We start from the raw sequence: 12,589 nt of genomic DNA on the forward strand, positions 1-12,589 counted from the left end.
TCTGCCAGGAAGCTGGAGCTCACCATGGGACTGGATGTCTTCCGGCATTCCGAACTTCCCGATCTGACAAGCTGGGAGGCCCTTCTGAGGACGGTCACCGAATCCTTCGGAGACGAGGACGACGTGCTGATGGACATCGCCATGGGACTCCGCCACGCGGACTTCCCCGTCCTTTCCCGCTGAATTTCTTCTTCAAGCCGTTCAACTTCTAGATTGTCCGATCAGTGGGCATTGATCCGCTGAATCAACCTGCCGGGGCGCCGTCCGATCTCCGGACGGCGCCCCGGCGCACAACGTGACTGTGGTAATACCATGCAGAAGCGGCGCAGTCCGTGGGCGATCGTCTACTTCCTGATCGGCCTCGTGTGCGCGCTGACCGCGGTCTCCACGGCTTCGTCACCCTGCTCACCTATCTCCCGAGCTACCTGACCGCCGTCAACGGCCGGGACACCGGCACCGCCGGTCTGCTCATGCTGCTGCTGACAGCCCCGGTACTGGTCTGTCCGATGCTCGCCGCCAGGCTGGTCGGCCGGGGCGTCCGCCCGCTCACCCTGGTCTTCCTGAGCCTGGCCTGCCTGGTCCTCGGTGACCTGGCGCTCACCGTGCTCTCCTCCTCGGTCGGGGCGCCGGTCCTCGCCGGCCCGATGCTGGTCACCGGTGCGGGGATGGGCCTGTCCGCCGGGTTGGTCGACGGCCAGGCGCTGGCGCTGGTCGACCCGGCCAAGGCGGGCATGGCGGCGGGCTTCCTCAACACCCTGCGCCTGGGCAGCGAGGCAGTGGCCGTCGCGGTGTACGGTTCGGCGCTGGCCACCGCGCTCGGGCGGCGGGTCGGCGACGGCATCGACGGGTACCCGGGGGCCGCCGACGCCGCACGGGTCGCCGACCAGGCGGCCGGGGGCGACCTCGTCGGCGCCGCCGGGCTCTCGGACGCGGCCGACCGTACGGGCTTCGCCGAGTTCCTCACCCGCGCCTACGACTCCGCCTTCCGCTCCGTGCTCTGGGGCCTGGCGGCCGTCGGCCTGGTGCTGGCCGCGCTGATCGCGGTACTGCTGCGCGCCGGGCGCAGGCCCGCTGACTGAGCGGATGCGAACGGCCCGCCGAGGGGCATCGCGGCGGGCCGGTCAACTCGGTTCGGATTGGCGCTACTTGACGGGATGCGGGTGCCCGAGGTGCGGAAAGGTCGGGAGCAGGTCGGTGTGCGGGCCGATGTGGTCGGTGGGGATCTTGCCGCCGGAGACCATGGTGAGCCGGGCCGAGGTCACGTCGTCCACCAGGGTGCGGCCGTTGGGGTAGCCGGCCGGGCGGGAGCGGTCGTAGCGGAGGATGTCCGGCAGGACGAGTTTCAGCGTCTCGGTGGCGGCCGCGGTGGTGTAGTCGCCGGTGTGCTGGAGGACGGCCGTCCAGGCCTCGTGGTAGGTCTCCCAGTCGTCGGCGGGCTCGCCCGCGTTGTACGCGTCCTTGACCTCCTCGGCGTTGAAGTACGCGGTGAGCGACGGGTGGGCGCCCCGGTCGACGGAGACCAACTGGCCGTTCTGACGCAGGCTCACCCGGCCCCAGATGCCGATGGTCGGGTCCGGGCCGAGGTCGGCGTCCGGGGCTTCGAGGGCGATTCCGAAGACGTTGGCGTCGGCCATCGCGTCCTTGCCGGTCCAGGTGAAGTTGTCGACGATGCCTTCGAGGTCGGCGAAGAACGGGTCGCTGCGCAGGCCGACGGACAGCTTGTAGCCGTTCGCCTCGATCACGTCGGGCGCGTCGCCGAACGCCACCAGAGCCTCGGAGAAGAGCACGTCGCCGGTGGGTTCGTGCTTCCGGGCCGCGGCGCCGGTGGACCGGTGGACGGTGACGCGCTGCGCGCCGGTGCCGCTCTCCGGCGTCGAGAAGGTGAACGAGTAGGCGACGTCGGCGCGGTGGTCGCCGTCGTTGTCGACGTTGATCCGGTAGACGGCGTCGGGGTGGAACTCGGCTGCCTGGGTGGGCGCGTACGGGTTGACGTTGAGGATCAGGACGGTGCGGCCGGGTGTGTCGGCGGCCGGGAAGGCGAACAGGTCGGTCATGTCGAGGCGGGCGTCGCCGCGCGGGGAGCGGAGGTTGGGGCCGCTGAGGTGGTGGGACATGGGGTTTTGGTAGCAGTCGGACCGCACCCGGCCCCCTCGACACACCCGGACACCGCCTCACCGGACCCGGTAGGACCCGGCGGCGCGCCGCAGCTTCACCCGCACGAGTGATTGCGACGCTCCGCATACTGACCGACACTCGGAGTATTCGGAGAGCTCTTGAGGCTCTCCCGGCGTAAGGAGTTGCCGCCATGACCGCAACCGAATCCTCCGCCTCCGAGATCCCGCAGATCGCGGACCACTCCCAGCCCACCATCCACAGCGAGAACCTCGCGGACGTCGGCGGCAACGTCGGTGCCGTGTGGCGGGCCTGGTGGACCTGGACCCCGGCGCACGGGATCTTCAACCTCCGGCTCCCGTGGAACGTCATCGGGATCAACTCGACCGTCGTCATCACCGCCTCCGAGATCGACTCCAACGGGAACCGTTTCGTGGGCGCCGCCGCCTTCCAGGTGTCGAGCATCGCCCCCGGCAACGGCGAGGTGACGTTCAAGATCAACATCGACTGGGGCAGCTCGCTGCCGATGCGCACCGACGTCCTGGTCTTCAACTGACCTGAGGGACAAGGCCGGAGAACCCGCCGGCAACCGAAGCCCGGGGCCGCGGAACCCAGCGCGCACCCGGGCTTCCGCGCGCTTCACTCCCGCACGCGTCGCTGTCGCGCGCCTCGCTGTCCCACGCCTCACGGCCGCACGCGTCGCTGTCGCGCGCCTCGCCGTCCCACGCCTCACGGCCGCACGCGCCGCTCGCGCGCGCCTCGCTTCCGCCGGGCGCGCATCAACCCGGGGATGTAAACCCGTGGGCCAATGCGTGTGGGCGGGAGATCAATCGGTGGGCCGATGCTGGTCCCCGGCGTCGCGTGACAGCGTTCGGCGCATGGACACCACGCCGTTCACCAGCCCCAACGGACCGACCCGCCGTCGCATGCTGGGCGCCGCCCTGGCTCTGGGTGCCGCCGCCCCGCTCGGCCTGGCCTCCACCGCCCGGGCGGAGGCCCCCACTCCCCCGAGCAGCACCCCCGGGCCCGCGGCCGGGCGGCTCACCCTGCCCGGGCCCACCGGCCCGCACCGCGTCGGCACGGCCGCCCTCCACCTGCGCGACACCTCCCGGCCGGACCCCTTCGCCGGCCCCGGCCGCTACCGCGAGCTGATGGCGAGCGTCTGGTACCCCGCCGAGCGCGCCGACGAGCTGCCGCTCGCCCCCTGGATGACCGACGGCGCCATGAGGGCCTACCTGGACGACTTCGGCTTCAAGCTCCCGCTCTCCGCCACCCCGCTCACCGCGGGCCACCTGGGCGCGCCCGTCCACCGTACCGGCCACCGCACCGGTCACCGGCTGCCCGTCGTCGTCTACTCGCACGGCGCCCACTCCCACCGGGCGATCAACACCGTCACCGTCCAGGAACTCGCCAGCCACGGCTACGTCGTGGTCACCGTCGACCACACCTGGGACGCCTTCACCGAGTTCCCCGACGGCCGCGTCCTCACCCCGTGGATCGACGGCGCGCCCAGGCTGGGCCCCCGGGACTACGCCGCCGACGCCCGCTTCGTGCTGGACTGCGTCGAGGAGATCGCCGCCGGACGCAATCCCGACATGGACGGCAAGCCGCTCCCCGACGGCCTGCTCGGCGCCCCCGACCCGTTGGACGTCGGCATGTTCGGCTGGTCCAAGGGCGGCTCGGCCACCGCCGCCGTCACCATGGCCGACCGCCGTGTCCGGGCCGGCCTCAGCATCGACGGACCGATGCAGGCGATCACCGTCACCGACCTCGACCGCCCCTTCCTGATGCTGACCGCCGAGTTCGGCCGCGACCAGAACCCGGACGCGGTCACCTTCTGGAACCACCTGCGCGGCTGGCGGCGCAACATCCAGGCCGACGGCGTCCGCCACAGCTCGTACAGCGACGCGGCGCCGCTGATGCCGCAGGTCGCCGAGCTCCTGGGGCTTCCCGCGCAACAGGTCCAGCAGATGGTCGGCACCCTCCCCGCCGACAGCTCGGTGCGCATCCAGCAGGCCTACCCGCTCGCCTTCTTCGACCTCCACCTCCGCCACCGCCGTGGCTCCCTCCTCGACGGCCCGTCGCCGCGCTTCCCGGACGTCAAGTTCCTGCCGTGACCCCCGCAACGGGCGGCCGCCACGGGGGTGCGGCCGCCCGTCCGTCCTCCTGCGTGCCCGAGGCCGGCGGCGTCAGACGGACATGCCCTGGACGGCGGAGGCGGTGGGTGGGGTGGTGCTGCCGGCGGTGGTGCCGAGGGTGCGTTCGACCTTGGCGACGGCGGTGCGGTACTGCATCGAGGCGGTCTGGGCTTCGGAGGACTCGCGCTGGAAGAAGCCGTAGACCATGCCGACGGTGCCGAAGCGTTCGATGCCGACGAAGGCGTTGAGCTGGACGCCGGCGAGGGTGCCGTCGAGCCGGACGGCGGGGGCGTCCTGGCGGTCGCCGAGGGTGACGGGAGTGACGGTGAAGGTCACCGAGTCCTCGGTGCCGGCGTTGAAGGTGATGGTGTGGCAGGTCTTGAACGCGTCGGTGGCGGTGTTGAAGTCCGTGGTGAGCCTGCCCGGGTCCACGGCCGTCAGGGACTCGGTCACCATCGGGCTGCCGTCCTGGCCGTCGAGTTCGGTCTCGGCCTGCGGGGTCACGGGGCCGGGCGCGGTGGCGTGCATGGTGATCAGGGCGCTGAGCGCGTCGCAGCCGGTGACCGGGGTCGGGTCGGCGCTCGGGCTGGGACTGGGACTGGGACTGTCAGGAGTCGGCGCCTCGGTGTAGTCCGGGCCGAGGTCGTCCACGCCGAGCAGCGCCGACTTCAGCTGGTCGGCGGAGGGCAGCGCCGGAGCCGGATCGGCGCCGGCGGCGCCTGCCGGGCCCAGGGTGGCCACCGCGACCAGGACCGCGACGGTGAGGGCGTGGAGAGGCCTCGGGAGGGACATGCTGGCCCCCGGTCGAGAGTTCGGGCAGGGACAGGGCACCAGTCTCCCACCGGGGGGCGCACGGGGCGCGCGGGCGGGAACCGTCGCAGGTCAGCGGCGATGATGCGAACGAAGCAGGCGGAAAGACGGACGGTGCGCGAGGCGGCAGCGGCCGGGGCCCGCAGCGCGCGGCTGCGGGCCCCGGTGCGCCGGGTAGCCCCCCGGCTACCCGACGTCAGATGGTCGCGGCGAGTTCCGTGCCCTGCTTGATGGCCCGCTTGGCGTCCAGTTCGGCCGCCACGTCCGCGCCGCCGATCACGTGCACGGACAGGCCGCGCTCGCGCAGCGCCTCGTCGAGGTCGCGGCGCGGCTCCTGCCCGGTGCAGAGCACCACGGTGTCCACCGGCAGGAGTTGGCGCTCGCCGTCGACGGTGAAGTGCAGCCCGGCGTCGTCGATCAGGTCGTACGTCGCACCGGCGACCATGGTGACGCCGCGGTGCTTGAGCTCGGTGCGGTGGATCCAGCCGGTGGTCTTGCCGAGTCCGGCGCCGACCTTGCTGGTCCTGCGCTGCAGCAGGTGGACGCTGCGCGGGGGCTTCGGCCGCTCCGGCGTGCGCAGGCCGCCGCGCTCGCGGTACTCCGGGTCGATGCCCCACTTCGCCTGGAAGACCGGCGGGTTGAGGCTCGCCTCGTCGCCCTGGTCGGTGAGGAATTCGGCCACGTCGAAGCCGATCCCGCCCGCGCCGAGGATGGCGACCCGCTCGCCGACGGGTGCGCCGTCGCGCAGCACGTCCAGGTAGCCGAGCACGCTGGGGTGGTCGATTCCCGGGATGTCGGCGGGAGTTCGGGGCGTGACGCCGGTCGCGAGGACGATCTCGTCGTGCCCCTCCCCGGCGAGCTGCCCGGCGGTCACCAGGGCGCCGAGCCGCAGCGTGACGTCCAACTCGGCCAGCCGGGTGCGGAAGTAGCGCAGCGTCTCGTTGAACTCCTCCTTGCCGGGGATGCGCCGAGCGACGTTCAGCTGCCCGCCGACGCTCTCGGCGGCGTCGTACAGGGTGACGGCGTGGCCGCGTTCGGCGGCGGAGACGGCGAAGGACAAGCCGGCCGGTCCGGCACCGACGACGCCGATGCTCTTGCGCAACTTGGTCGGCGCCAGGACGAGTTCGGTCTCGTGGCAGGCGCGCGGATTGACCAGGCAGGAGGTGATCTGGAGGTTGAAGGTGTGGTCCAGGCAGGCCTGGTTGCAGCCGATGCAGGTGTTGATCGAGTCGGCGCGGTCCTCGCGCGCCTTGGCGACGAAGTCGGCGTCGGCGAGCAGCGGGCGGGCCATCGAGACCAGGTCGGCGTTGCCCTCGGCGAGCAACTGCTCCGCGACCTCCGGGGTGTTGATGCGGTTGGTTGTGACCAGCGGGATGCCGACCTTGCCCATCACGCGCTTGGTGACCCAGGCGAAGGCGCCGCGCGGCACGGAGGTGGCGATGGTGGGGATGCGGGCCTCGTGCCAGCCGATGCCGGTGTTGATGATGCTGGCGCCGGCGGCCTCGACGGCCTGCGCGAGTTGCACGACCTCGTCCAGGGTGGAGCCGCCGGGGACCAGGTCGAGCATGGAGAGCCGGTAGACGATGATGAAGTCCTCGCCGACCCGCTCGCGGACCCGGCGGACGATCTCCACCGGGAAGCGCATCCGCCGCTCGTACGGCCCGCCCCACTCGTCCTCGCGGCGGTTGGTCGCGGCGACGACGAACTCGTTGATCAGGTAGCCCTCGGAGCCCATGATCTCGACGCCGTCGTAGCCGGCCCGGCGGGCGAGTTCGGCGCAGCGGGCGAAGTCCTCGACGGTCTGCTCGACCTGCTCGGCGGTGAGCTCGTTGGGTACGAAGGGGCTGATCGGGGCCTGGAGGGCACTGGGGGCGACCAGGTCGCGGTGGTAGGCGTAGCGGCCGAAGTGCAGGATCTGCAGGGCGATCTTCCCGCCGGCCGCGTGCACGGCGTCGGTGACCACCCGGTGCTCGTCGGCCTCCTCCTCGGTGGTCAGCATCGCGCCGCCCTCCCAGGGGCGCCCGGCCTCGTTGGGGGCGATGCCGCCGGTGACGATCAGGCCGACGCCGCCGCGGGCGCGCTCGGCGTAGAAGGCGGCCATCCGCTCGTAGCCGCCGGGGGCCTCCTCCAGGCCGACGTGCATCGAGCCCATGACCACCCGGTTGGGCAGGGTGGTGAAGCCGAGGTCGAGCGGGCTGAGCAGGTGCGGGTAGCGGCTGCTGCCGGGGGTCGCACTCATCGACGTCTCCTGAAGGGGGTGGCCGGTGGGAGGTGTCTCCCGGTTTGTTACCGCAGGGTAGGGGACGTCCGCCAGCCTATGCAACTAGTTGCATAGGCTCCGCCGGGCGAGGATGCCCGTACGGGCTCCGCGGGCGGGCCCGGCGGCGTATCGTCATGTCCGGGCAGCGCCGGCGGCGCCGGCATCACGGGCTCGGGAGAGGGGGCGGCCGTGCGGGGTGGCTCGGTGGCCGTGGTCGGGGGCAGCATCGCCGGAAGCGCGTTCGCCGGCGCGGCGGCCCGGCTCGGCGCGGAGCGGGTCGTGGTGCTGGAACGCAGCCCGGGCCGGCTCGAGGACCGCGGCCTGGGCATCTGCACCCACAACGACCGCTTCGCCGAACTCGTCGACGCCGGCCATCTGGCGCCCGACACCCGCCGCCACCGGCTCACCGTGCGCAGCTGGGTCACCCGGGCACCCGCCGGCCGCGGCGACGGTGACGGCGGCACCCGGGGGCGCGGACGGCTGCTCTGGGCCCAGCCCTTCCCCTTCCACTCCCACCACTGGGCGGTGCTCTGGCAGGCCCTGCGCGAGAGCGCGCCCGCGGCGGTGGAGTACCGGCTGGGCAGCACGGTCACGGCCGTCGGCGACGAGGGCGGAGCGAGCGAGGCTGGAGGGAACGAGGGCGGAGGGAACGAGAGCGGCGCGAGCGCCGGCGCCTGGATCGAGGAGGCCGACGGCACCCGCACCCCGTACGACCTGGTGATCGGCGCGGACGGCTACCGGTCGGTGGTCCGCGCGGCCGTCTGCCCGCAGGCCGTGCCCGAGTACGCCGGGTACGTGTGCTGGCGCGGCAGCTTCGACTCCGTACTGCTGGCCGAACTGCCCGGCGGGGCCGGGGTCTGGCCGGAGGAGGAGTGCATCACCGTCTGCTACCGCGGCGGACAGGTGGTGATCTACCGCATCCCCGGGCTCACCCCCGGCACCACCCAGGTGAACTGGGTCTTCTACGCCCCCACCCCGGACTGGCTACGCCTGGACGGCCCGACCGCCGTCGCCGCCGGCGCCCTCAGCGATCAACAGCTCGACGGCATGCGGGAGTTCGCCGAGCGGCAGCTGCCGTCGTACTGGGCGGGCGTGATCGCCCTGACCCCGCGCGAACGGACCCTGCTGCAGCCCGTCTACGACCTGGCGACCCCGCACCGCACCGCCGGGCGGTTGCTCATCGGCGGCGACGCGGCGACCGTCGTCCGGCCGCACAACACCAGCGGCGCGGTGAAGGCCCTCCAGGACGCACACGCCTTCGAGCAGGCCGGACGGCGGCTCGGCGGAGGCTCGTGGTCGCCCCTGCTGGCCGCGTACGACCGTGAACGGACCGCCGCCGGGCTGGAGTTGGTGAACCTTGGCCGCACGCTCGGCCGGGCACAGGTCACCGGGGCGCCGGACTGGTCGGTCATGGACGAGGCGTCGATGGCCGCCTGGTGGCGCGAACAGCTCACCGGCAGCGGGGGCTTCGGCGGCCACGCACTCCGGCGGACCGGCTGATCTACCGATCTGCCGATCAGGACGCACTCGGGCGGACCGGCTGAGCCGGCCCGCCCGTCGAGCCGGGTGGATCAGACGTTCACGCCGTAGTCGGTGGCGATGCCGCGCAGGCCGGAGGCGTAACCCTGGCCTATGGCACGGAACTTCCACTCACCGCCGTTGCGGTACAGCTCGCCGAAGACCATCGCGGTCTCGGTCGAGGCGTCCTCGCTCAGGTCGTAGCGGGCGATCTCCTGCCCGTTGGCCTGGTTGACGATCCGGATGAAGGCGTTGCGGACCTGGCCGAAGTTCTGCAGCCGGGCGTCGGCGTCGTAGATCGACACCGGGAAGACCACCTTGGCGACGTCGGCCGGCACCCGGGCCAGGTCGACCTTGATCTGCTCGTCGTCGCCGTCGCCGCCGCCGGTCAGGTTGTCGCCGCTGTGCTCGACCGAACCCTCGGGGCTGCGGAGGTTGTTGAAGAAGACGAAGTGCTGGTCCGAGACCACCTTGCCGAGCGCGTTGCACAGCAGCGCACTGGCGTCCAGGTCGTAGTCGGCCCCGGTGGTGGTGCGCACGTCCCAGCCGAGACCCACGATCACGGCGCTCAGTCCGGGCGCCTCCTTGCTCAGCGAGACGTTGCCGCCCTTGGCCAGCGAAACTCCCACAATGCCCTCCTCGGATCTCTCCCTGCGGACGAATCTACAGCACTGTAGAGATCACGAGAATCCGCCTGCGGGCGGGGCCCGCCCCGGGGATTTCTCAGGGACGGGAAAGGGAACCGGTCACCCCCGGCCCGGATCCCGGATCCCGGATCCCGGATCCCGCCGATCACCGTACCGCCGGGGCGCCGCGCCGGTAAGGCCGCCCTAGACTGGCGGTGGATCCCCTGGCCGTCCCGTCCCGAGGCTTCGCGGGAGGTTCCCATGCGCCGGCGGTACAGCTTCCACCTCGACCGGAGCGGGCACTCGGTCACCGTGAACGTCCGCTCCGGCTGGATCACCGAGACCGAGCTGCTGGTGGACGGCAAGGAGTGCGCCTTCCACCGAGTCCACGGCCACGGCAGCTACCCGCTGACGCTGTCCGGGCAGTTCGCCGAGGAACCGCCGTGCCCGCTGTCCGTACGGCTGGACCGCACGGGCCTGCCGGAGCACCCGCTGACCTGCGTGCTGGAACTCGCGGGCGCCGAGCACCCGATGCCGGAAAGCACCGCGCGCTGACACGCCACTCCTGACCTGCGGTTCCCCTGGTGGCCTACCTCCTGGTGGTCACCGTTCCGGCCACCCAGGTGGGCCGGCTCGGCGACATGTACGGCCGGATGCGGACGGCCGCCCCACCCGAACGGCTGGGGATCGCCTCCGGCGTGCTGCGGACCTTCGCCAGCCTCGGCATGGTGTTCTCCTTCACCGTCGCGATCCTGGTCGCCGCGCACGCGGTGCCGCGCAGCACGGCCTTCGCCGTCTTCGTCGGCACCACCAGCCTGCACGGGGCGGACGCCGAGGCGTTCACCAGCGGTCTGAGCACGGCCTTCTACACCCTGACGGGCATCATGGTGCTCGCCGCCGCGCTCTCCGCGGTCCGCGGCCGACCGGGTGCCGTGCGCCGCACGACGCCGTCGAGTTGACGCTCAGGCACCAACGGCGCCGGCTATCACCTCCTCGACCGCCTGCCGGGCCCGTTCGGCGTCCTCCGCCACCAGGCCGATCCTGGTACGACGGTCGAGGACGTCGGCGGCGTCCAGCGCGCCCTCGTGGGTGACCGCGTAGGCGACCTCCGCGCGGGTCACGTCCAGGCCCTCCGCCAGCGGCGTCATCTCCCCCGCTGCCAGCACCTCGTGAGCCGCCCCGCCGTACCGGGCGAGCAGCGCGGCGGGCACCCCGCCGGCGGGGGCCGGACGGCTGTCTCGGTGGCCCGGGGCGCCGACCAGCGGCAGCCGGGCCGTCCAGCAGGTCCGGGCGGGCAGGCCGCGCAGCCGGACGGCGGCGTCCACCGCGTCCTCGGCCATCCGTCGGTAGGTGGTGAGCTTGCCGCCGACCACGGTGATCATCCCGGACGGGGACTCCAGCACCGCGTGCTCGCGGGAGATGTCGGCGGTGCTGCCGCCCCCGGTGTCGATCAGCGGACGCAGTCCGGCGTGGGCGCCGCGAACGTCCGCCCTGGTCAGCGCGGTGGCGAGGGCGGCGTTGACGGTGTCCAGGAGGAAGGTCAGCTCGGCCTCGGTGGGCTGCGGCTCGTCCGGGACCGGGCCCGGGGCGTCCTCGTCGGTCAAGCCGATCGCCACCCGGCCGAGTTGCTGCGGCAGCGCGAAGACGAAGCGGCTGGTGGAGCCGGGTACGGGCACGGTGAGCGCGGCCACCGGGTACCCGAGGGTCGCGGCGTCCACCAGCAGGTGGGTGCCGCGGCTCGGCCGCAGCTTGATCGAGGAGTCCACCTCGCCCGCCCACACCCCGGTGGCGTTGACGACCGCGCCCGCGGTGACGGTCAGCGCCTGGCCGCTCAGCGTGTCCACCAGCCGGGCGGAGGTGCCGGTCACCTCCTGCGCCCGCACCCGGGTCAGCACGCTCGCCCCGTACTGCGCGGCGGTGCGCGCCAGGGCCACCACCAGCCGGGCGTCGTCGACGAGTTGGCCGTCGTGGGCGACCAGCGCCCCGCGCAGCCCGTCCGTCCGCACGGCCGGGACCAGCTGCCGCGTCCGGGCCGCGTCGATCCGGCGCACCCTGGGCAGCAACGCGCCCGGCGTGCCCGCGCTCAGTCGCAGCGCGTCCCCGGCGTGGAAGCCCACGCGGATCAGCGCGGCCTGCCCGGGGCGCAGCAAGTCCGGGAGCAGCGGCACCAGTTGGGGCAGCGCGCGGATCAGGTGCGGGGCGGTGCGGGTCATCAGCACGTCGCGCTCGACGGCGCTCTCCCGGGCCACCTTGACCCGCCCGGAGGCCAGGTAGCGCAGGCCGCCGTGCACCAGCTTGGAGCTCCAGCGGCTGGTGCCGAAGGCGAGGTCGCGGGCCTCCACCAGGACGGTCCGCAGGCCGCGCGCGGCGGCGTCCAGCGCCACCCCGGCGCCGGTGACGCCGCCGCCGATCACCAGGAGGTCGATCCGCGGGTCGTCGGCGAGGGCGTCGAGCTCGAGCGTTCGGCGCCGGGCGTCGAGTCGGGCGGTACCGGCGTACGGGCCTGCGGTGGGCGTCATGGCGCGAGGTATCCGTTCAGTGCTCTGGCCAGTTCGCGCCGCCAGGCCGCCTCGGGCAGCAGGGAGGCGACCATGCGGTGCGACTGGACGGTGGACTGGGTGATCAGCAGGACCATCGCGGCCAGCTCGGTCGGCTCGCCGGCCCGGATCGAGCCCACGGCCTGGCCCTGCTCGATGCCGGTGCGCAGCGCCTCGAGCAGGCCGCGCTGGCTGGCGCCGAGCCGCTCGACCACGTACCGGAGCAGCAGGTCGGAGTCGTCGGAGTGGAGCAGCGCGCCGAGCACCGGGTGGTCGCGCAGCCGTACGGCGACCTCGACGACCCGGTCCACGAAGGTCTCCCGGTCGTGCACCTCCAGCGAGGTGCCCTCCAGGGTGGCCAGGATCTCGCGGGTGAGCAGCGCGCCGATCACCGCCTGGACGTCCGGCCAGCGCCGGTAGACGGTCGGGCGGCTGACCCCGGCGCGGCGCGCGATCTCCGCCAGCTGGGTGCGGCGGACGCCGAGGTGGACGATCAGGTCGGCGGCGGCGTCCAGGATCGCGTCGTCGGTGCTTCGCGGCGCTCCGGCCGTGGCGTTACTACTTGACATGATGTGTGAAACTGTAACG

The 12,589-nt window shown here is 72.9% G+C and carries 13 protein-coding genes; 7 read left to right on the forward strand and 6 right to left on the reverse strand.

What is annotated here, in order from left to right; translation table 11 throughout:
• Positions 1 to 24 precede the first annotated feature (24 nt).
• Both BOQ63_RS14135 and BOQ63_RS14140 read left to right on the forward strand, forming a co-directional pair.
• Positions 25 to 183 carry a hypothetical protein gene (locus BOQ63_RS14135; protein WP_157846542.1) on the forward strand — a complete coding sequence of 53 codons (159 nt, stop codon included), beginning with the start codon at positions 25 to 27 and terminating at the stop codon, positions 181 to 183.
• A 182-nt stretch (positions 184 to 365) separates the two neighbouring features.
• Positions 366 to 1,079, forward strand: coding sequence for an MFS transporter (locus BOQ63_RS14140; RefSeq protein ID WP_191093562.1), 714 nt, complete (start codon positions 366 to 368; stop codon positions 1,077 to 1,079).
• A 63-nt stretch (positions 1,080 to 1,142) separates the two neighbouring features.
• Here the strand turns inward: BOQ63_RS14140 and BOQ63_RS14145 are convergent, their stop codons facing one another.
• Positions 1,143 to 2,114, reverse strand: coding sequence for a DUF4331 family protein (locus BOQ63_RS14145; protein WP_030280072.1), 972 nt, complete (start codon positions 2,112 to 2,114; stop codon positions 1,143 to 1,145).
• 191 nt (positions 2,115 to 2,305) lie between these two features.
• Between BOQ63_RS14145 and BOQ63_RS14150 the strand changes: the two genes are divergently transcribed.
• Together BOQ63_RS14150 and BOQ63_RS14155 are read left to right on the forward strand one after the other, a co-directional pair.
• Positions 2,306 to 2,668 carry a hypothetical protein gene (locus BOQ63_RS14150; RefSeq protein ID WP_037828516.1) on the forward strand — a complete coding sequence of 121 codons (363 nt, stop codon included), beginning with the start codon at positions 2,306 to 2,308 and terminating at the stop codon, positions 2,666 to 2,668.
• A 322-nt stretch (positions 2,669 to 2,990) separates the two neighbouring features.
• Positions 2,991 to 4,229 (forward strand): alpha/beta hydrolase, encoded by a 1,239-nt coding sequence (locus BOQ63_RS14155; protein WP_030551836.1) that lies wholly within the window; start codon positions 2,991 to 2,993, stop codon positions 4,227 to 4,229.
• A gap of 72 nt (positions 4,230 to 4,301) precedes the next feature.
• On the opposite strand, the gene BOQ63_RS14160 is transcribed toward BOQ63_RS14155, so the two are convergent.
• A complete protein-coding gene (locus BOQ63_RS14160; RefSeq protein WP_072654366.1) occupies positions 4,302 to 5,042 on the reverse strand; it encodes a hypothetical protein in 741 nt (246 codons plus the stop codon).
• 214 nt (positions 5,043 to 5,256) lie between these two features.
• A complete protein-coding gene (locus BOQ63_RS14165; RefSeq protein ID WP_072654367.1) occupies positions 5,257 to 7,299 on the reverse strand; it encodes an oxidoreductase in 2,043 nt (680 codons plus the stop codon).
• Positions 7,300 to 7,524: 225 nt separating this feature from the next.
• Here BOQ63_RS14165 and BOQ63_RS14170 point away from each other — a divergent pair, with 225 nt between their 5' ends.
• Positions 7,525 to 8,820 (forward strand): FAD binding domain-containing protein, encoded by a 1,296-nt coding sequence (locus BOQ63_RS14170; RefSeq protein WP_143174720.1) that lies wholly within the window; start codon positions 7,525 to 7,527, stop codon positions 8,818 to 8,820.
• A 71-nt stretch (positions 8,821 to 8,891) separates the two neighbouring features.
• Here BOQ63_RS14170 and BOQ63_RS14175 read toward each other — a convergent pair whose 3' ends face one another.
• The gene (locus BOQ63_RS14175; protein WP_030280061.1) at positions 8,892 to 9,467 is read right to left on the reverse strand and encodes a TerD family protein; all 576 of its coding nucleotides are present in this window, start codon (positions 9,465 to 9,467) and stop codon (positions 8,892 to 8,894) included.
• A gap of 258 nt (positions 9,468 to 9,725) precedes the next feature.
• On the opposite strand from BOQ63_RS14175, the gene BOQ63_RS14180 reads away from it, so the two are divergent.
• Positions 9,726 to 10,019, forward strand: coding sequence for a hypothetical protein (locus BOQ63_RS14180; RefSeq protein WP_072654369.1), 294 nt, complete (start codon positions 9,726 to 9,728; stop codon positions 10,017 to 10,019).
• A gap of 29 nt (positions 10,020 to 10,048) precedes the next feature.
• The gene (locus BOQ63_RS14185) at positions 10,049 to 10,423 is read left to right on the forward strand and encodes an MFS transporter (protein ID WP_030280057.1); all 375 of its coding nucleotides are present in this window, start codon (positions 10,049 to 10,051) and stop codon (positions 10,421 to 10,423) included.
• 3 nt (positions 10,424 to 10,426) lie between these two features.
• Here BOQ63_RS14185 and BOQ63_RS14190 read toward each other — a convergent pair whose 3' ends face one another.
• Together BOQ63_RS14190 and BOQ63_RS14195 are read right to left on the reverse strand one after the other, a co-directional pair.
• The gene (locus tag BOQ63_RS14190) at positions 10,427 to 11,983 is read right to left on the reverse strand and encodes a glycerol-3-phosphate dehydrogenase/oxidase (protein ID WP_072654370.1); all 1,557 of its coding nucleotides are present in this window, start codon (positions 11,981 to 11,983) and stop codon (positions 10,427 to 10,429) included.
• Positions 11,980 to 12,570 (reverse strand): TetR/AcrR family transcriptional regulator, encoded by a 591-nt coding sequence (locus tag BOQ63_RS14195; protein ID WP_030280053.1) that lies wholly within the window; start codon positions 12,568 to 12,570, stop codon positions 11,980 to 11,982. Before BOQ63_RS14195 ends, BOQ63_RS14190 begins: the two co-directional genes overlap by 4 nt.
• Positions 12,571 to 12,589 lie beyond the last annotated feature (19 nt).

Origin of the sequence: Streptomyces viridifaciens, assembly GCF_001888885.2 — a bacterium.
Taxonomy (GTDB): domain Bacteria; phylum Actinomycetota; class Actinomycetes; order Streptomycetales; family Streptomycetaceae; genus Kitasatospora; species Kitasatospora aureofaciens.